Origin of the sequence: Pedobacter soli, assembly GCF_900101435.1 — a bacterium.
GTDB classification, from domain to species: domain Bacteria; phylum Bacteroidota; class Bacteroidia; order Sphingobacteriales; family Sphingobacteriaceae; genus Pedobacter; species Pedobacter soli.
In genome coordinates, this window is the sequence record NZ_FMZH01000007.1 from 85,096 (window position 1) to 104,757 (window position 19,662).

The 19,662-nt window shown below is 39.4% G+C and carries 19 protein-coding genes, 1 tRNA gene and 1 pseudogene; 7 read left to right on the forward strand and 14 right to left on the reverse strand.

Annotated elements, in window-relative coordinates; all coding sequences use genetic code 11:
• Window positions 1-52: 52 nt before the first annotated feature.
• The 3 genes from BLR37_RS15880 to BLR37_RS15890 all read left to right on the forward strand — a co-directional run bounded on the left by BLR37_RS15880 (window position 53) and on the right by BLR37_RS15890 (window position 3,442).
• On the forward strand, window positions 53-1,783 hold the full coding sequence (locus BLR37_RS15880; RefSeq protein WP_090770680.1) for a diadenylate cyclase: 1,731 nt from the start codon (window positions 53-55) through the stop codon (window positions 1,781-1,783).
• Between the two features lie 27 nt (window positions 1,784-1,810).
• Window positions 1,811-2,755, forward strand: coding sequence for a restriction endonuclease (locus BLR37_RS15885; protein WP_090770220.1), 945 nt, complete (start codon window positions 1,811-1,813; stop codon window positions 2,753-2,755).
• 102 nt (window positions 2,756-2,857) lie between these two features.
• Complete coding sequence (locus BLR37_RS15890; protein WP_090770222.1) at window positions 2,858-3,442, forward strand: hypothetical protein; 585 nt, start codon at window positions 2,858-2,860, stop codon at window positions 3,440-3,442.
• A 54-nt stretch (window positions 3,443-3,496) separates the two neighbouring features.
• Here the strand turns inward: BLR37_RS15890 and BLR37_RS15895 are convergent, their stop codons facing one another.
• The 9 genes from BLR37_RS15895 to BLR37_RS25130 form a co-directional block, all read right to left on the reverse strand.
• Entirely contained in the window at window positions 3,497-3,679 is a 183-nt protein-coding gene (locus tag BLR37_RS15895; protein ID WP_090770224.1) for a histone H1, read from the reverse strand.
• Between the two features lie 53 nt (window positions 3,680-3,732).
• Window positions 3,733-5,004: a hypothetical protein gene (locus tag BLR37_RS15900; protein ID WP_090770226.1), complete on the reverse strand. Its 1,272-nt coding sequence runs from the start codon at window positions 5,002-5,004 to the stop codon at window positions 3,733-3,735.
• An 81-nt stretch (window positions 5,005-5,085) separates the two neighbouring features.
• The gene (traM, locus tag BLR37_RS15905; protein ID WP_090770228.1) at window positions 5,086-6,144 is read right to left on the reverse strand and encodes a conjugative transposon protein TraM; all 1,059 of its coding nucleotides are present in this window, start codon (window positions 6,142-6,144) and stop codon (window positions 5,086-5,088) included.
• Between the two features lie 29 nt (window positions 6,145-6,173).
• Window positions 6,174-6,395 (reverse strand): hypothetical protein, encoded by a 222-nt coding sequence (locus BLR37_RS15910; protein ID WP_090770230.1) that lies wholly within the window; start codon window positions 6,393-6,395, stop codon window positions 6,174-6,176.
• The gene (gene traK, locus BLR37_RS15915) at window positions 6,392-7,021 is read right to left on the reverse strand and encodes a conjugative transposon protein TraK (protein WP_090770232.1); all 630 of its coding nucleotides are present in this window, start codon (window positions 7,019-7,021) and stop codon (window positions 6,392-6,394) included. Before traK ends, BLR37_RS15910 begins: the two co-directional genes overlap by 4 nt.
• A 2-nt stretch (window positions 7,022-7,023) precedes the next feature.
• Entirely contained in the window at window positions 7,024-8,256 is a 1,233-nt protein-coding gene (locus BLR37_RS15920; protein WP_090770234.1) for a YWFCY domain-containing protein, read from the reverse strand.
• A gap of 10 nt (window positions 8,257-8,266) precedes the next feature.
• Window positions 8,267-9,574, reverse strand: a complete 1,308-nt coding sequence (locus BLR37_RS15925) for a relaxase/mobilization nuclease domain-containing protein (protein ID WP_090770236.1) — start codon at window positions 9,572-9,574, stop codon at window positions 8,267-8,269.
• Window positions 9,529-9,966, reverse strand: a complete 438-nt coding sequence (locus BLR37_RS15930) for a plasmid mobilization protein (RefSeq protein ID WP_090770238.1) — start codon at window positions 9,964-9,966, stop codon at window positions 9,529-9,531. The genes BLR37_RS15925 and BLR37_RS15930 overlap by 46 nt, the downstream gene beginning before the upstream one ends.
• Before the next feature lie 207 nt (window positions 9,967-10,173).
• The gene (locus BLR37_RS25130; RefSeq protein ID WP_143009588.1) at window positions 10,174-10,377 is read right to left on the reverse strand and encodes a hypothetical protein; all 204 of its coding nucleotides are present in this window, start codon (window positions 10,375-10,377) and stop codon (window positions 10,174-10,176) included.
• Between the two features lie 160 nt (window positions 10,378-10,537).
• On the opposite strand from BLR37_RS25130, the gene BLR37_RS15935 reads away from it, so the two are divergent.
• The 3 genes from BLR37_RS15935 (at window position 10,538) to BLR37_RS15945 (ending at window position 13,357) form a co-directional block, all read left to right on the forward strand.
• Window positions 10,538-11,728 (forward strand): hypothetical protein, encoded by a 1,191-nt coding sequence (locus tag BLR37_RS15935; RefSeq protein WP_090770240.1) that lies wholly within the window; start codon window positions 10,538-10,540, stop codon window positions 11,726-11,728.
• A gap of 3 nt (window positions 11,729-11,731) precedes the next feature.
• Entirely contained in the window at window positions 11,732-12,262 is a 531-nt protein-coding gene (locus BLR37_RS15940) for a hypothetical protein (protein WP_090770242.1), read from the forward strand.
• A gap of 96 nt (window positions 12,263-12,358) precedes the next feature.
• The gene (locus tag BLR37_RS15945) at window positions 12,359-13,357 is read left to right on the forward strand and encodes a hypothetical protein (protein WP_090770244.1); all 999 of its coding nucleotides are present in this window, start codon (window positions 12,359-12,361) and stop codon (window positions 13,355-13,357) included.
• Window positions 13,358-13,415: 58 nt separating this feature from the next.
• Here BLR37_RS15945 and BLR37_RS15950 read toward each other — a convergent pair whose 3' ends face one another.
• The 3 genes from BLR37_RS15950 to BLR37_RS15960 all read right to left on the reverse strand — a co-directional run bounded on the left by BLR37_RS15950 (window position 13,416) and on the right by BLR37_RS15960 (window position 16,918).
• Window positions 13,416-14,417, reverse strand: coding sequence for a hypothetical protein (locus BLR37_RS15950; RefSeq protein ID WP_090770246.1), 1,002 nt, complete (start codon window positions 14,415-14,417; stop codon window positions 13,416-13,418).
• Between the two features lie 80 nt (window positions 14,418-14,497).
• Window positions 14,498-15,532 (reverse strand): hypothetical protein, encoded by a 1,035-nt coding sequence (locus BLR37_RS15955; protein ID WP_090770248.1) that lies wholly within the window; start codon window positions 15,530-15,532, stop codon window positions 14,498-14,500.
• Between the two features lie 111 nt (window positions 15,533-15,643).
• Window positions 15,644-16,918, reverse strand: coding sequence for a hypothetical protein (locus BLR37_RS15960; protein WP_090770250.1), 1,275 nt, complete (start codon window positions 16,916-16,918; stop codon window positions 15,644-15,646).
• A 465-nt stretch (window positions 16,919-17,383) separates the two neighbouring features.
• On the opposite strand from BLR37_RS15960, the pseudogene BLR37_RS25755 reads away from it, so the two are divergent.
• Window positions 17,384-18,166: pseudogene (locus BLR37_RS25755) on the forward strand (recombinase family protein); the annotation flags it as partial.
• 731 nt (window positions 18,167-18,897) lie between these two features.
• Here the strand turns inward: BLR37_RS25755 and BLR37_RS15985 are convergent.
• A tRNA-Ser gene (locus BLR37_RS15985) sits at window positions 18,898-18,982 on the reverse strand.
• Between the two features lie 153 nt (window positions 18,983-19,135).
• Window positions 19,136-19,600, reverse strand: a complete 465-nt coding sequence (locus BLR37_RS15990; RefSeq protein ID WP_090770256.1) for a DoxX family protein — start codon at window positions 19,598-19,600, stop codon at window positions 19,136-19,138.
• Between the last annotated feature and the right edge of the window lie 62 nt (window positions 19,601-19,662).

Here is a 19,662-nt window from a genome sequence, read left to right on the forward strand (position 1 = left end):
GTAAATAATCTTTTATCTTAGCTAAATGAATGGTGATACAATAGACCTTTTTATGTGGGGTTACCAGCGGCACATGAATATATCATTTCAAGTATCCGCTGAACAAGTCTTTAAAAAAATAGATTGGCGCCTGGACCCCAAGGTTTTCTTTTTAGGAATCCTGGTCGATAATAGGGATGACCGTCACCCGATATGTTTAGAACCGGAGGATTGTGGATTTAGCACTTTTCAATTTTCGTATGTTAAAAGTTTAGCTGCGGAATTGAGTTCGACCGATCAGGATGGCAGTATTCGCCATTCACATCCTTTAGCTCAAGACAGGTACGAGCAACGGATCGCTGAGCGTGGATATATTGATGCAATAAAGAGAATTCTCAAACAAAGTGATTTTGAGGATGAAATAGATTACCACGTTGCCTCTCCGGTTTACTTGGAAGGCTTTTTAATTTTCACAGTGCTGTCTTTGTCAAGTCTGGCTATAAAAGAACATTATTCACTTGTAAAGAATAAATATGATAGGTTTCCAATCTTTAGATCGCTTACGGAAGCCGTCATCGCATCTTTTCTTAATGCCTGCAGTTTTGAACTAAAAGACCCGAATCGGGGATTTGCAGAAGTGATGAAAAGGGCTGATGAGTTGTTGCGTGATGCTGGAAGACAATTCATGTATACCATAGCAACTGCTGGAGGGAATTTTGACGGTTTGCACAGGTTTTATGATGCTTGTAATGAAATTGCGTCGTTGCGATATGAAGGAGCAATAGGACTGGGCAGCATTTTGATTGCGCCGCGTGACCATAAAAATATCAAGTTAACGCTGGAACTTGATCGCCCGATCAAAATGACAGATTTTCGCATGGTGAGAAAGTTTCTTGAAGTCTCTGATAATAGTTCAGCTATCGTAAGTGATTCTGCTTTAATTTATGGCTTAGGTGAGATAAGAGGGAAATACAATCCAAAGGATGAAAATTTGTTCACCGTCAATTTTACTAATCATTTTACCTGGCTTGTTCTCCATGATAATAATCCACTAATGGAGGTAGAATACCGTCAGCCCAAACTTCCCTCGGATAAAATTGACCGGGAAAAACTGTATTCTGATTTTCGAAGGATTTTCAAAGGTATTTCAAAGAAACAATTGGATGATCTCTGGGAAGTTGCCATGGAGGCATGTGGTCAAAAACACGGAACTATGATTGTTATATCTGATGAGGCGAAAACAGAAGCTGATAGATTAGGAAAACAGGGCTTTTCTGTAAAACCAATCAAGCTTACAGAGTCCATGGTTAGAAAAGTGACCTCAATAGATGGTGCAGTGTTACTTGACCGCGATGCCAATTGTCACGCCATTGGAGTTATTTTAGATGGCCTGGCTACTGAAAAGGGCGACCCTTCCAGAGGTGCAAGATATAATTCAGCCATTAGATACTATGAAAAATTCAAAGATGCTGGAGCATTAGCTATCCTCATAGTTTCAGAAGATGGAATGATCAATGTTTTACCTGATCTTATTCCGCAAATCAAGCATAGTAAGATCGAGTATGCCATAGATGATTTCAAAAAAATATTGGAAGAAACAACACTAGATAAAAAAGCTTTCAATATGAGTATGCATTTTTTTAATTCCATTCGGTTCTATTTAAGACAAGACGAATGCGATATGATAAACGATACTAGAAAAGAGATAGAAGTAAAATTCGAAACTGATCTCAAAATGGCCCATATAGTTTGTGATGATTTTGTTCCAAATGCCAAAATGAACGATACTTATTATATGGATTAATGAAACTAGAAAAAATATTAAGAAGATATGGAAATTACCGCTATACAGTTCGAAAAGTTGCTGCTTGAATTCTGCAAAAAGGATTTTCCTCCAGGATTTGCAATAGAGCACGACTATAAGCAAACGGGTAATGAAAGTGAGAATAAGAGGCAAATTGATGTTAGAATAAAGGGCAGGCTCGGTATTGCTGAAATTCTTATCTGCGGGGAGGCAAAAAACTGGAGTGAACCAGTGGGGTCTGAAGTAATAGATGCCCTGGTGGGGAAATATTTAAGTGGTGAGATACGGGCAAACAAGGTGATTTTGTTTTCAAATATGGGTTATACCGAGCCCGCAATAACTCGGGCAAAGAAATTAGGAATTGAACTTTTACAGCCGTTTACTTTGGGTAAACCATTCTTGAAAATTCCATATGTGATATCCGTTGGCACTTTAGGATTAATGATGGTTCAGGTTGTGTATGACGGGATACAGCAGAATTCTATGGCAATCGATACGGGACAATACATTATATATAAAGGAAGTGAACGAATTTCGTTTCTACAGATGATCTATCGTAATATTATTTCTTCATTAAAGCAGCTGCCAGAAATGAATGTGCGTATAGAGGTTGGAAAAATCAATGTCAATGAATCAAGCGTACTTTATGAGTTAAAAAGTCAGCCTAATCTTCGTTATAATGGACATTTTAATGTCGAAGTTGATCTCAACTGGGATTTTTTTGTTGAAGACATTGAAGACGCTGTTTTATTTCATGTCAATGAGGAAAAAATTTTACACCTACAACTACTGGAAAACCATTCGATAATGGAAAAAGTATTGTTGTCAGGCACAAAACGGAACTATGAATCACGATCAAGCTGTATAATTAATGAGGTAGAAAACGCAGTGGCTACAGGTTTTTTGATTGCTTTGTCTGATCCTGATCAAAATTTGATCGATCCTCACCGACCTCTTTTTACAATTATTTAAGAATAATTGAGGCTTTTGAGGGTGCAATTAGTGTCTTCTAAAATTAATTTTTGGTTAAAGATCCGAAAGATTAACTTTACTTAACGCTAATCATTATTAATAATGCCTCTATTAAACCTTGAAATTTTTTCGAACACTTCCAATGAAGTTATAGCAGCTTATGTCACGGGAGCAATCGGAGTAGTTTTTGGTATCTTTCAATTTCTCAGTAAAGAGAGAGACAGAAGGAAAAGCCAAACGAACGCCATAGAACTTGAGCAGTTTAAACAGAGATCTGAGCTTTTTTTAACGCTAAAAAAAAATCAGATTGGTTATAACGAAGAATTGTTAAATGAGGTGTATAAAGTTAGAAGACTGACCGATGAAACAATCGTGCAATCGGAATTACCAGCGTTCGAATTTTTACATACGGGGCTTAAGGATTTCGTTAAATACTATAGAAATAACGCTAGTAAGATTCACTATTTAGATGGTGGGGTGCGATCTTTTGGACATGACATTTTGATCTGCGAGAACAAAATTGCTTACATCTTAAAAATGGTAAATGCTGGAGAATATGATGATATGGCTAAAGACCAGCTAACAAATACTTGTTTACGGTTGCAGGAACTTTGTAAAGAATATGAAGAGTTTCTTCGACAAGCTGCAACTAGGGAATTTAAAAACCTAAAAAATGGTCAATTTTGATATGAAGCCCTGCTCATTTGAGCAGGGCTAAAATTTCCCAAAACAGCAATACTGCTATTTACTCTCTGTGTTCTTTAGTTCGGTAACCTCGTTACGTCCAGCTGCAGCCAGGTTTTTGATTTCCATGTAAGCCTTACGCAGACGTGTACCGGCAGCTTTGTTGCCCTTAACATAAAACGAGTTGGCATCAGCTTCAGTTGCTGCAATCAGCTCCTTTAATTTTTCAAATGAATTCATATTATTTTGTTTTTAAGTTTGCAAATATAGAAAACGGGAAAAAACAGCATGAATTACATGCTCATCGAATTTTCCTGCTGTTTGTTCTTCTCTTTGGATTTCGATTTATCTTTACCAGTCGCCTGGTCCTGGGCCTGCTCTTTCTTCAATTCCTCCCGCTTAACAGGTTTACCATTAATTTCATAGAAGTTAAGGTTGTTGTAACGCGGCACGGCTTCAATGCGTAAAGCCTTCTCCTCGCCATCCGAATATACCACAGTCACCAGCGGCTTGTTACCGTTCTCCAGTTTTTCCACCAGACCGGCTAATTTTTCGGGCTTGTCAAGATCCTTGAGCTCATAAGCCGAAAGTTCCTTTTTTAAATCAAAGCCGTAGCCTTCACCAAACTGCTTCATGGTATAATTCCCGTAGCGATCTTTGGGCTGATCAAACTGGTAAACACTCCAGGCCTTGTACTGTTCACCCGCACGGCTCACCATATCTTCACGAAAAACAGCTCTGCCCTGGAGCATATTTGCTGCCTGTTCCACACTGAAACCTTTTCCACGATCAATGTAATGAGAGTTTTTAAGCACCGGACTATAAAATACCTGCTGGAACTCTTTCTTCACATAATCGATCTTACCTTCCTTCATCGTTGCCAAGGTATCCTTGAACTGTAAGTTTTTGTCATCGAACTTGCCTAATGCCAGCTCAGCAGTACCTTTCTGTTCTCTGAAATAATCCATTGCCAGGACTGCACTATCGAACTTGCGGCTAAGGTTATCGTGCTTTCCGGAAGGATCAGGGCTAAAGACCAAATATTTATGATCTATTTCCAGGGGCTTAGCTTTGCTCTGTGCAATATCAAAGCGGTTAAAATAATAATAATCACTTTGACCAGACTTTTTTAAGTGTATGGTCAGGTCCATTTTTCCTATATCTGCCTGGATCTGCCCGCGAACTGTGAATTTTTCAATACCCTGTTCCATCATAGACTCAGCAGTGGCAATCATTGCTTCAGGCACTTTTAATGTCCTGGCTTCATCCAGAAAGTTTTCTAAAGAATTTCTGTTCATATCAATTTTTTTTAGTTCATAATCTATTTTCTTAAAAGCGGCGTTCAGCTCTGAAATCGGCTGGGCAATGTGCCAGTTAAAAATCTGTTGGTTTTCCGCGGCATCTTCAAGGGCAGAAATCTGATCCCGGTAACACACCAGATCCCAGCTGCCACTAATCGCTTGATCGCTGTCATATACTACCCAGCTAAAACCAAGGCTGGTTTGTTCTTCCAGATAAGCTGCCAGATAAGCTGCCAGCCCTTCTTTATCTGCTAATTTCACCATGCCCTAAAATTTCCAGCAGCATTTTTTCCTTAGCTTCCCAGTTCCGCCAAAGCGGTATAGCCCTATTGACTTCAGGTGCCATCACTTCAGTTTTTTGGTATTGTCACGCAGCAATAGGGGATAACCAGCCTTCAGGTTCTGCTTTACCCGGCCGATCTTTTTGGTCAGCAAAGATTTCGCTGCGTCTATACCTGCCCCTGCAATCTGCGTGGTCAGATCAAATCCCGACAGCCCCAGACCTCCGATCGCATCGGTTGTGCCACCATTCACCGCATCGGTTAACAATGCCTCCGGCGCATTAATTCCCTGCATGGCATCACGCTGATCAAATACAGTCAGGTTAACCGGGATGACCTGGTTACCCAGACGCACATTTTTGATCTCCAGGTTTAATCGCTGGTTAGAAAAAGCGGCCAGACCAAATAGGGGATGCCCCTTTGGAAAAACCACACCATTTAAAACCAGCGAATCCAGCAAACGAAGCTCCACCACCGATCCCTGTCTTGCTCTTTGGTTCGCTGCAATCACTGCTGGAATGGCTTTAAATAAACTATCAGGAACAATCTTAGCATCCGATTTTTTATAAATCTGCCCAGCCAGATCAGGATTCTGCACAGCAATGAGCTTATCCATCATCGCATTCAACTGCACCATTTCAGGATCAACTTCACCCGAACTTTCCTTCATGTTTTTCATCAGGGTTTCCAACCGGTCCACATCGCTGGTCATTTTGTTATCCCGAAAACCACCGGTGAGATCAATGCCAGTGGCAGCATTGTTTTTCGGCGCAGCATAAGGTGTGTTGATTTCTTTATTAATTGCTGCCAGCTTTTCATTGATCTGGGCAGTCTGCTGATCTTCTTTAACATCCAAGTCGAACTTAGCCGCAATGGCATCTATACCGCCCATTTTACCCGAATCCGCAATTACCTGGTTATAAATTGCCATTTTATCATCAGCCTGCTTACCCTTAAACTGCGCATCCGGTAAAGTCGTATTGATGCCTTTTGGTAAAGCCGCTTGCTGAGCGCTTATACCACTACCACCGCCCAGTGCATAAAAGCCAAAGGCTAAAAAAGGCAGTATCAAAAAGGGAAGCAGCATCAGTACCTTCCTTTTTTCCATTCGATTTCTTTTCATTGTTGTCATTTAAAAGGTGAATAATATTGTTAATTGAATGCCTGGACGAGTAGCCTGATCAGGTAAGCACTGGAACCAGCGCAAAAACAAACCAGTAAAAACAGCCAGGTTTTAGGATGCAGATTGGCAGTTTTAGCGTTTAGCCAATCCGACAACTGGCGCTGTCCGGCCAGAATCCTGCCTGCTATCCTAAAGGCAAACCTTTCCTGACCATCAGATAGTGGCCTGCTATATTTCCTGAATAACTTCATGGTTCCGGCATTTTAGGGTTCACGTCCGCATTAACCAGTGTTTCCCATTTCTGGATCAGAAAACCATGCGGATTGTTATCGGTCTGGGATTCCAGTACACGCAGTTCCCCGCGTGTGACCAGCTTTCTGACCACTGTACTGCTGGAGCGGATCAGCTTTTGGGTAGCATAACAGGTAAAGCCATAAGGCGCATGATCCAGCGATAAAGCAATACTGTCAATTTCGATGTGCTGGGAGATATTGGCAGAGATCAGGTTATTGTAATAGCCGCTCTCCTTTAAATTATCATAAGCCTTTTTAGCCGAGCCATCTGCCAGGTACAAAGCCTTGGCAATTCCTGCCGAAATCGCCTTTTCATCCGGATCAAGCGTAAAAAACAAGCGGTGAAAAGTGCTGATATGGTCGCGCATTTCTACCGGCAGGTTCTGCTTTCGGTCAGCGGAAATCGCCTCCAGCAACTTTCCATTGTGCAGGATAAATATCCTCGAACCATTTTCGCGTACCAATGAAAAAGAGCAGTACAGCGCTACAGAGGTCAGCAAAACACAGCAAACCAGAAATACGATGCTGAAGCGTTTAATGTGCTGAAAAGCACGGTCTATATTTTTTAGTTGCGTAAATACCATAGCTATCCGTTTTTACCTCCTGCAATTTTATCCTTCATGTAATCATTGCCATCTGAAACCTCGCCACCACGCATTTTTCGGTAGGCGTTCCCCATCGCATCGGCCGCCATTCCACCAGCTGCGCCAGTAGCATTCATCGCTGACCTGCCACCACCGACTACCAGCGAATTCACTTTTTGCAGGATCGCATTACCACCACCGGCATGAACAATATAATTGGCCACGTTCGGCACCGTGAAATAACCCACGATCCCAATCACCAAAAACACAAGATATGCGCTATCTGAAGCGCTAAAAAACGTATCCCCCGATTCCCCGATCTGGGAAATATCGATTTTTAACATGTTCGTACGGCTCGCTTCAGCAGCATCGGCAATGTCTTCCATACTGCCAGGATCAAGCGGGTTACAACGATGCGTTCTGTTCAGGTCTTCAAAATTAATGATGTAAAACGCAGGCTTAACCTTATAATTGTCCTGGTATTTTAACAGCTTATTGTAAGCCATTCTGGTGAGGTCATCAAACTTAAAATCATAAATGAACATCGAAAATCCCTTTTTGATTTGCTGATCCATAATATGCCGGATCACAAAATAAGTCTTTCCTGCACCACCCGAACCCGCTACCAGAACACTCCGGTAAGGGTTCACGCAATTGATCCAGCCATCCCTTGTCTTTCCCTTCAGGTTATATACCGTAGGAAGATTGAAAGAGTGTTCATTTTCCAGTAGGCGTTCTTCCTGGGGGAAAGTCTCATTCTCGGAGTTAAACACATCAGCCTGTAGGTTATTTTTGATTAGCCTGCTTAACCAGGTGCCCCCGGTAAGCACCAATAGATAACCACATACCGATAAAGCGATATACAAGGCAGCAACTACAGGTACATTGCAAGGCAAATAAAAAACCAATACACTAACCAGGTACACCAGTAGGCCACTTGCCAAGTAAGCCACGATGCTATTCCTTTGGATCTTCTCGTCCTTTTTGCCTTTTAAGCCCAGTAATGATATACACAGGAAAAGTAAGGCAGCGAGTTTAGCTTTAAACATACCGGTAAACAATCCCGTTTTTGCGATATTCAGTACCACCCGATCGGTAAGTGCCGCCGTCCATCCCCAATGCTCAAATGCCTGATAACAGCTGATGTAGAAATGTATGGCAAGTATAAATAGGCTGATCAGCCTTGTAAAATCAAGTATCTTGCGTAGCCCCTGGGTATCTTCTTCAGTATTCATAAGTTAATTATTAAAGGTTGATTTGTTCAGTTTGCTGTCCCCGTTTTCTTCGTTTCTTTTTCCTTTTAGCCGGTTGAGGGGCCAGTTCAGGTTCAGTTCTACCCAATAGCATTTCCAGGTAATTGGTGGATTTAGCCGGTGGCAAATAAGTTTCTTTACCGCCCGGTTGATTTTGAACCTTGATTTGAGATGTAGCCGTATTCAGGATGGTGTTTTTTGTGGATGAGGGCCTGACTGCATTTACAGCGGTTACTCTTTGACGCGCGGATTGAGTGAAACCATCCAGTAACGCCTTAGCCCCATAAGCTTTTCCCAGTTCACTGCCATTGAAAACGGCTCTTCCTGCATGATCAATAAAAGTAACTCCATATACCTGGCCATCCTTGCTGGTCCGGTATAGTACCTCAATTTTCTGCTCTTTTAACCGGTCCTCAAAACCCTGCTGATCTGGCTGAGCTTTGAGCGCACGATCAATGCGCTGTTTTAAAGAAGCCGCTATTATCTTCCGTTTGGATTTATTCTTTTCAAAACGCTGCGCTAACTTATCTAAAGTATGTTTCCCTGCAATCCGGCTGGCTTTGATCGGAACGCCTAATTTGTTCCCCTTTTCATCAATCATCCGGTAAAGCAAACCGTTTTGCTTGAACATAGCCGACTTTTCATGCCCCCGGTCAGCCATCATGTTAAAGCAGTTCAATACCGCATTGAGTTCAGCCAGGCTACTGTAATTATATTTTTGCACGACGGTATTCACAATCTGGGTAATTGTTTTTTTGGTTTCATAATTGCCATATTCAGCCTTTTTAAGTCTGGAAATATCCAGAATGGGCATCTCCTCATCTTTTCCCCGGCCTGATGCCTTTATCAGTCCATATTTTATTTCAATCTCCTGCCGCGCTTTTTCAGATACGTCACGGCCCAGGTTATGTAAACTGATCCGATTACCCAGTGCATCAATATTGGTACTCACAATATGGCAGTGCGGATGAGCAGCATCCTGGTGGTGGTAAATCAGGTAAGGCTGGTCTTTAAAACCAATTCTTTCCATATAGTCCCTTGCAATTTCCTGCATTTTTTCAGCGGATATTTTTTCATTGGTTTCAAAGTTTAGAGAGATGTGCAGGCAGTTGGTCTTCACGCGCTGATTTAACCCGGCCCGATACTTCAAAACAAAAAGCTTCTCTGCAGGGTTTAACGCTACGCTATCCTTCAGGTAGTTCACGGCAGAAAGGAACACAGCTTTGCCTTTGCTAACTTTCTGCTCATTGTAGTTTAGCGCTCCTTTGATGCTTCTACCACTGACGATTCTTGCAACCATTTATCCGAAAATTGGTTCAGCCTGGTTTTAATCCCATCTATTTTTGTATCTACATTTTCTTTAACCAGTTTATAGCTTTCCATCAGCAGTTTAACGCTGGGGGTAGTGGCATAGCTGTTCATCTTCTTAGCCATCTGATTCAGGTTACTGCCGATGGCACTGAGCTCGTTTCTAAGTAGGATCATTTCCTGGATAAAGTCATCAAAAGAACGGTTCCGGGCAATTGTGGTGACAGGTTTATTCAGTAGCACGTTTCTGAGATAGGTGCTGAGGTCTTTATACGGAGTCTTGCGGAAGCGTTCGTTAATCTTGCTGGCTTCTGCCGGTGTTAAACGGATGTGTATCCATGCGGTACGCCTTGAATCTTTTTGCTTATTATTTTTGCCTTTCATCGCTGCTCATTGCTGCACTGATCAGATCCTTTATAATTGTCAGAAAAACAGAGTTCCGAGCGTTTTTCCTGCCTTGTCCGAGTTTCGAGGCAAGAGAGTGAAATCCGTTTGTATCACAAACGTACATTTCACTCCGCTAAAGAAACAGGCGGAGTTACCCCTTTCACTGAAGCAGTGCTGATTAAAAATGGTGATACAATTTGATGGTTAAATTCCGTTGTTATATCCTGGTCTGCGCCGGTTGATCGGCTGGCTTATGGGTAGAGTATCGATCAATTGCTCCAGGTGTAAGGATAGAAAACCTCTAAGTTTTGTACGGATGATTTTGCGCGGCGCGGTTACGATCCTTCTGAGCTTTGGGTAATGTTTGCCGTTAAAGTTTCGGCCTCTTGGTTCAGGTGTATTGTTCATGGTTCAATGTTTTTGACTGAACCAAAATTGGAGAAGGGCAGCAGAGTATATTGGGGTATATATAGGGGAGTTGGTGATTTTCATTAGTTAATAGAGTATATGATGTGTTTTAGTTAATAAATATATTTGACTGAAGGTTAAAAAATCATCATTTTAGAGCATGTTTGAAAAGATATGTATAAAGTCGAAAGAGCGGGGTAATGAAAATCTGGATGTTTCATTTTTGATAGATAGCATGCTGTTTTATGGGAACATCGTAGTCCTGGTACATAAGGCGGAGCTTGTAATATTATTGAAGTATTTCGGTGAAGACTTTCTTAAGGAGCTCATCCAGTCCGGACGTCTTACATTGCGGATAAGGGAAAATATTTTAGGTTCAATGATTTTTGATGGTGACAGGTATGGGATTCAACTTTGGGCTGCACAGAACGAAACTGCTTCGGGTATCCTTTATCAGGCACATAGGGAATTTGTAAGCAATAGCGCCAAAAACATGAAATTCTCTGATGAGCTTTCCAAAATCACTGAGCCATTTCGATATGACACTGAAATCGTCGATCAGATAAAGTCAGACTTTGAAAATGAACAACTTTTGAAAAAATTATTGCCAATTTATCTTACCAGTCAGTTACCTGAATTTGAGCTGCCAGCGCAATTGGAAATTGGGATAGTAAAAGACGGCTCATTTGGCCCATTTGATGCCTTTTCTTTAAAAACCAATCTTGATATCAAAAATTATAATACCATGAGTAAAAAAGTCAAAGGAGATACACACTTTGACTTCAATTACAGTGGCTTTCTGTTGGCTTTATCGGAATCAAAAGGAGACATTTTTATTGCTTCACATTTTGAAAGTGAATTGGTAACTACAACATTGTATTCTGATTTTATCAATCAACAGTTTGAAGATATCATCCAAAGAAGAACAAACAGTCAGGAAAATCTTGATCTTTTTGGGGAATATGTGCTGGCAGATTGTCATTCCATCGGCGATGCTTTTATTCAGGGTATTATTACACCTAAAGATTTAATTGGATTATTGGAAAAGGCCGATAAATTTCGAGAATGGCTCGCAAAAGTTCCTGAAGATAAAAGCTTTATTGGTGAATACTACAAGGAAAGTACCAGAGAAACCTTCGTTGACAAACTACCAGTCAAGGCAACAAGGTTTATGATTTTTGAAGGTATAGGAATCACCTTGGATGTTATGGGGGCAGGTGGTGTTGGAACGGCTATTGGTACTGGCTTGTCATTAATAGACGAATTTTTTCTGGACAAATTAATTAAAGGATGGAAACCTAACCATTTTATTGATGATAATTTAATACCTAAAACAAAGAAAGATAAATAAAAAATGAAGAAACCTACGAGGAAAAAATCTCAGTTTGTGCTAAATTCCCCAAAGACTTTACTAATAAACGGTAAGATATCCGATCAAGAACTAGAAGCGATTAACAAAGAATTTCAGGCTGTTGGAATAACGGTTGATAGACCGCTGAATAAAGCAAATATAGCACAGGAAGTATTAGAGTTCGTTTTTTCAGATTTCAACATTGTCTCCCATATCCGTGATGGTCTTTTAGGTGCTGTTGAAGCTGCTGTTTTAGGAAAGGTTCTGAAGTATTTTATACGAAGAGGGAGGGCGAGCGCAGAAGTTTCGTTTAACAAACAGATAAACTACGGTGTAAAAACATTTACCATTATTATTACCTGCCACTATAATCACATCCCAACTATCGAAATACAAATTGATCATATAATTACACCACATATCTTAAATAACCTTCCCAATAACAGCCAATTTTTCGCCAATGGGCAAGAGGACGGTACAGTAAAAATTACAGTGACTGAAAGGGGTACAGGAAAAACTTATCCGCTCAACTAAACTGGTAATTATAGATAAGATATCTTGTTTTGTGTGTGATTTGAAAGATCTGATTGGCATGTTTGGTACCTGCAATGTGTTTTACTAAATTTTAATATGGAAAGAGTTATATTACTGAAAACGCAACTGGCAGAAGCTGGAAAACTTGCAAAATCAAACGAATTTGCAAAACAACGTTTAGCGGTAATATTGCTTGACAATTTCATCGAAATACAGCTCGCAGAACTCATGAAAAATCGATTTTCGCGTGACGATTGGTTTACTTCAAGGCCACCGAAGTATAGTTATACCCTTAGGAAAAAAATACTTTATAATTATGACGATATGCTGAAAGCTTGCATCTCTGAGCACATTATTACCAGGGAAGAGAGAGATACGCTCAGTTTTTGTCATGATGTAAGAAACAATTTATATCACCAGGCTAAAGAGGAACTTTTGCTCACAACCATAGCGCTACGTTTTTTAACAGATGCTATTTTGAAATATCAACCAGACTGGAGATCGGGAAGGGATTTTATGAGTATAAATATGACTACTAAAGACCCATATTTAACAAACAGCGACATTAAACCTGGCTGGGCTGCTAACAGTAAGGAAGAATGGGTTGCATTCTTGGAAAAATACTTTACCTTCCAAACCGATCAGGTGAAAGGAATTTCAGCTATGGTATCCGAACATCTACTAAATAAGGTGGGGATAGCGAAAGGCTATTATCAATTCCTTCTAGAAGAGCAGGGTAATTTTTCTTCCGATGATTGGAAATTAAATGAATACCTGATTTTTTATTCATTCTATAATGCAAAAGAGTTTGAATTAAAAAATTTAAAGGCAGGGAATGACAGCTTATCTTATAACGATGGGCACAAGAAAATGATACTTGCTTATAAAAAAAATTGGACGTATGTAAAGCCCACAAGGCTTGATACCTTGGAGAATACCTTCAAACAAATAATAAAATTGAGTCCTCATAAAGCACTGTGTAAGTTAATTGCGTTTCGCACAGAAATGAATATGATTTTTGACGCGCTTGGAAACGCCGCACATGCACTTGATGCAGAAATAGAATCGCAAATTGAACGACTACGAGGGAACTAGGATATTTCTGCTCGTAAGCCTTTGGCAGCAAGTTTAATTTTTTGTTTAATACGCGAGGTTATTTTTTAAATTTTTCAATATATAAATTAGAACCATTTTCTATTACAATCCTATCAGCACCTAAGTAGTTCGGATCTCCGCTAATCTCTCCGTCTGAATACATTAGTGTCAGGGGATCATACAATGAGTAAGTTAAAAGATTCAAATTATGTTTGTAAAGGCCATCGGCACTTTTAGGATAATTATTATATAACTGCCGGTTGTGTTTAGGCTTAAGTACATTTATCAGTGCTTTTTCAGCGTCTAGATAAATGGCTTTATCATCAATGCTCGTTCGTCCCATTATCAAATCAACCATTTCCTGCATTTCTTCCTCACCATCTTCCTCACCAACGCTTGCGATATTGAAATTCTCTTGGAATTCGAAGAATAATATTGCGATCTCATCGGTAGGCAATGTACCATAATGAAGGGGGCGCTCCAAAGAGAGGATATCTTGTAAATGTGAATGCCCAGTCAATCGTTCGACAATATCTTGTTCTGTACTTTTTCCTACATAATATACCTGGTATTTTAAAAGGGTTGGAATATTCCCAAAAATATCTACCTCAATTGTATCGCGGAGATAATGATAAATAAGTTTCTCAGGGGATAACCAAATAACATCTTGTTTAGCAGTTTTGAAAATGAAGTTTGCTACGTTAAAAAAAGGAAATGATGGTTCCTCATCATTTGGCTTAGGATAGGTATGTGTTACTGCGATATAAATTCCTTGATCCTTATCTGCTCCAAAATTTCGCTGATAGATACGAAGCCGGCCAGTTAATATTTCTTTGTTGCCCTGCTGATGGATTTCAAAGGTTAGAAAAGGGTCTATAGGATTGGTTTTGTCGACATCAAGGTTTTGGAAGGTTAATACTGGCCGTTGAACGATGGCATAAATGCTTGCTTTATTCATGTACCCCTTGATCAGCTTATCATCTTTTATAACGGCAAAATCATAATTGCTAATAGGGGAATATGCAAGTTGTAAAATGTTGAGTAATGTTTTGGTTGACATAATAATCGTTTGACTAATAAGCGAGTGATTATAAACATTTATTTTTTAAATATTCATTGAAAAAGTCACGCTGTTACTCCTTATTCTGATATTCCTTTTATTAATTTTTTGAGCTTATCGAAAGCTATGCTCCCATAAATGGCAACGGTTGGTTTTCGAACGCCTTTTGTTTTTGCCCAGTCAACTGCAAGACCGAATCCCTGTTCTAAACTGCTTTTTTCAGCTCTTGGCGAGCCAGTAAAAAAATTGATTGAAAAACCAGGTAGCCAGTTGTTGGAACTACCATTAAACCCATACATTGATGCATACGGCGTTAGGTTAACATATTGGCTCAGGAAAATCGGAAGTGATGCACGAAGTCTATAAGCACCAGTACGTTTGTATGTCCCAATATTTCCCGATTCATCTCCCAATGCAATTATATTTGGGTCAATATATCCGCTTGCCGTCCTTTCCTGGTAAGAAATAAAATTTTCAGAATTATATGTGCTTGAAATATCACCCGATATTGAAAACGCCCAGGCGAATTCTTTGAGCAAACCTTTTTTAAAACCCTTAGAATTAAATAATGTTAAATGGCCGTGTAGTCCATAAACAAAAGGATGAAGGCTGCTCTGGGTTTTGCTCAAGGTGTCGTAAAGGTTAATATCTTGGTATTCCCCAAAAATATTGGCGCCAGCACTAAATGCAAAGGGTTTGCTACTTGGTATTTTTGAGATATTATAGAACTTATCAATTGTCCGCTGGTATCCGATCTCCAGTCTGTAAGATGGCCTTACTAAGCCTTTTGAAAAATTAAACGGCTTTCCGGCATCCGTGCCACTTCCTTCTACCTTTCCGGTAAAACTAATTGCATGTGATTTTCCAACTGTCTTTTGTGTAGTATCACTATTTACATAATAGAATACTGGACTTCCCAGTACATGGCTATATGAAACGGAAAGAGAGGTTTGAGTTGGTGAAAAATCGCCTTGAATAGCGCCTCCTTTATAGTATTCTAAGACATCCTTTCCACGGCTGTCTTTTATAATTTTCTGACAAAAGGATTGTTTGCCACTAAAAAGCAATGCAAGGTATATCGCTATTTTATTAAACTGGAAAGCATTAGTTTTCATGAGAGTGAAATTTAAGTTATAAACTTATTGAAAAGAATCCAGGTTTCGTAAAATTAACAAAAATGAACAAAACGATGGTTGCACGATCAAATAGCAAACTATTTGATAGAGTTAAGATTGATCTTCAATGTTAAATCTCATCTTTAAAACATCAGAAACTTCTTGTTTAGTAATTGAACCTTTTCTGCGCCCGCTAATCTGGTTATTGCTGTTCATTTTTTTTAGAATCAAAATCAATTCGGCTTGCGTAAATTTATCTAAATTGGGTTTGATGAGCTGATCATAACGGTCATCAGCTTGTGCATATTGATTACTATAGCTAAACATTTCAATTAGGAAGCCAAATGCTTCATCACGGTGATGGTGCAATACACCAATGCCCACAACTTCACTGATGGTCTCTGTATGAATAGTGGTATATTCATAAGGAGATTCCCAACCGGTATTCATATCTAATATTTTATCCATGTGCTCCTTAACATCTGCTGACAAAAAGACGCAGAATGCATCCATATTAGCATTCCTTTGGGTATATGAATGAAAAAGCGTCTTGAAGGTATCGCTGAGTTTTAAGTAAATACTTGGATTCCGGTTGAATAAGGTCGCAGCAAGGTAAAACTGTTCTTCTGCAATATCACTATAGTAATCCTTTTCCGCTTCAATTGCCAATAGATAGTTATTATAATCTATTTTAAGCAAATGGGATAATGTACGGTAAAGGATGTTTCTATTTTGGTCGCTTTTTACGTCATTTAATTTGAAAATAATTTTCCATAATGATCTAAATACGCTCAGTTTTACTTTGAGGTTGAAGCGTTTTAAATATCTGTCTCCCAGAAAATTTTCAAGTTTCTGGTCATTATTTAAAAGCCTCTTTTTGTCAGCCAAATCTTCTAAAAGGCTGTCGAGTACCTTTTTTGACAAAATAGCTGGTTTAACCAACACACCCTCTAGCATATTCCTAATATGTGCTCTTACGGTTTCTCGGTTTGGTTGGTAGAGTTCATAATGTTCGGTCATTACTGGGTGGGCGCACAAGTGTCGGTGTTCTCTTAATGTCTTAATATGGACAAAATCCTCTGGAGCGAAGAGATTGGTCTGTTTATTGATTTTCTCGACCAACAAGCTTTCCCATTCGGATAGACTTTTTGGATTTTCTTTCGCGATCTCAATTTCTCTTAAAATTGCCTTAGCGCTGTCATCATCGTAAAGATCTTTGAGTTCTTCTAATTTAAATAACAGATCCGCAATCGTAATGGAATAGAGCATAACAATTGCGGAGCGATAGCTTTCTGAATAATAAGATTTTATTACCTCGGAGAAATAAGTCTTTGTTTTTGCAGAATATATTTTTTCGGCTTGAAGGTCGATTGAAAAATCACGCATGTAATAAGATTAGTTTAGATATTTTATAAGTCGGTTATATTTTATTTTTAAATAATTGTCGAACCGTTTCTTTACAATTTTCGACAGTGCATAATACAACAAAAAGTGTAAAACATTATCCTTTGTAAGCATAATTCAACATTCGTTGATTACCGTTACAGCGCCGCTACAATACCATCCTTTTGCAACTTATTTACGTCTACCTCAGTTTAATTTTATGGACACGTTATAGAACTACCCATAATTATATTGTTGGTAAGGTTATAATTGTCCTATAAAAGATCACGTAAATGGATAACCTATTTCAAAATCTGCTTAAATCTGTTTCAAATAATAACGAGCGGGACTCCCTGGCAAAAGACAATTTTTTGATAGAAAATCCTGAAATATCATTCGAAAGCGATCATAATTTGCTAAATTTAATAGCAGAGATCATAGTTGAAAACATTGTAAAAAGAATTAGAGATGGACGCAATAGGATACATCAGGATCAGTAAAAAAGACCAGTCAACCCATTCACTGGAATATCAGGAAAAGGCAATCCTGGAATATTGCCAGAGAAACCAAATTATGCTTGCTTCGCTATTTATAGACGACGGGGAAAGCAGTTATACTTTTGACCGGCCGGATTATCAAGCCCTGGAAAAATTCATAAAAGGCAATAAAGGAAAAGCTAAAATCAAATACCTGATCGTATTTGATCATGACCGTTTCAGTCGAAACCTACCTGAAGCACTTCAGAAAATTGAATCGCTGGAAAAGCGGTATGGACTAAAAGTAATCGCAACCAGTGAACCATTGGATATTGACACCCAAGATCCCTCTGTTTTCTTACTTAGGGCTTTTAAATACCTGATCGCCAACCAGGAACTGCTTACCATTCGTAAAAGAGCTAAAGTAAGTGCCCGCCATGCTCAGGAGTCAGGCCGTTACATCAATCTTGCTCCCTATGGGTATATTAACCACAAAGAGCAGGGCGGAAAAATGATCATCAAAATAGACCCAATTAAACAACCTATCGTTCAAAAGATCTACAGGGATTTTCTAGCCGGAGTGCCAAAATTCATGATTTCCAAAGAAGCCAAGGAACTGGGCTTCCCTCATAGTGGAAATTCGGCCATACACCGCATTCTAATCAATCCTTTGTACGCAGGGCTGGTTCGGGTTTCAGCCGGCGTAAACATGCCTGAAAAGCTGGTAAAAGGCCTACATGAAAGGATGGTTACCGAATCACAATATTACAGGGCTCAGGAATTGCTGGGGCTGAACAAGCGTACCATGCAAACCAAACCTAAAGATGAATTTCCATTAAAGGGGATATTGAAGAGCCCATGCTGCAATACCAACATGACGGCAGGGTGGAGCAAAGGCAAAAAGAATTATTATCTGTATTATCGCTGCATCAATCATAGCAACCTGAACATTTCCGGACAAAAAGTACACGATGCTTTTGATTTGCTGATAAAAGAACTGAGTTTTAACCAAAAGGCCATAGATCATCTAATTAGCCGGGTAACAGGTTTAGCTAAATCTACTTTGCAGATCAGTGAACAGCGGAAAAAGGTTCTGAATGCGCAATTGAAAGCCATTGACGCCAAAATCGAAAATGTAGAAAATAAATTGTTTGACGGAACCATTATAGATCATACCTATAAACGCTGGATGATCAAATATGAAGGAGAGAAAGCGAAACTTAAGGAAGACTTCGATTTATCTCAAAGACTGGAAAGCGATCTGCATGGAGAATTACAATTGATGCCTTATTTGATGAATATGCCGAAAATTCTGCTGGATTCTAGTCTGGCACAGAAACACGCTATTTTACATCAGGTGTTCAAACAGGGACTCACATTTAAAGAGGGTAGTTTTAGAACACCTTCGATCAATGTAGAGTTCGGACATAAGTTATTGATACTCAAAGAAAAAGGGCTGCTCTTTTTGGAGCAACCCTCTGATTTTTCTGAAGCAATCCCTTCATGCGGAGAGCGAGGGATTCGAACCCCCGGACCTGTTACAGTCAACAGTTTTCAAGACTGCCGCATTCGACCACTCTGCCAGCTCTCCGCTGCAAAAGTACGAAGTTGAAGCTAATCTGCAAACCTTTTATAACTTATTATTGATATTAATTTTTTAAGTTCTGCTAATCATTTAGTTAGCTGCAATATTTTTTTTAAAAAAATGATTTAGCAGGCTGAAACCGGCTGTTTTCGGCTATTTTTAATTGTGATTTTTACCTAAAGCCGCCTTGCCGGGGTAAGGTTTCTGCCTGTCGACCGATAAAATTCCATTCCCTTCAATTAAAAAACAGACTAATCCGAAGAGTACGGCGCAAGAAAACCAAAATTCAGAGTAAGGTTTAAATATACCTGCCGAAATATTGATGAAAAATACCGCACCAATCAAAATGGGTAAATTTAAGAGACAAAATAATCGCGTATAAGTGCCTAATGCAATGGCCATGCCGCCAATAATGTGCATCAGGATAATTAAATGCGCCAGTAAACTGATACTAATGGCTGTACCCAGAAAAGCGCCACGCATCAGGTTACTAAAAGCCTGCATGTTGATGTAAAAATCTACACCTTTCCAAATTAAAACCAGTCCGAGTAAAATTCTGAAGTAGTCTAACCATTTTGGGTGGTGGTGGTCACCCCAGTTTTGGATTTTCTTAAGCATATTCATAACTTCTATATTTTGGTTAGAACAATTTACGTAAAAATAACCGCAAAACAAATTGATAATGA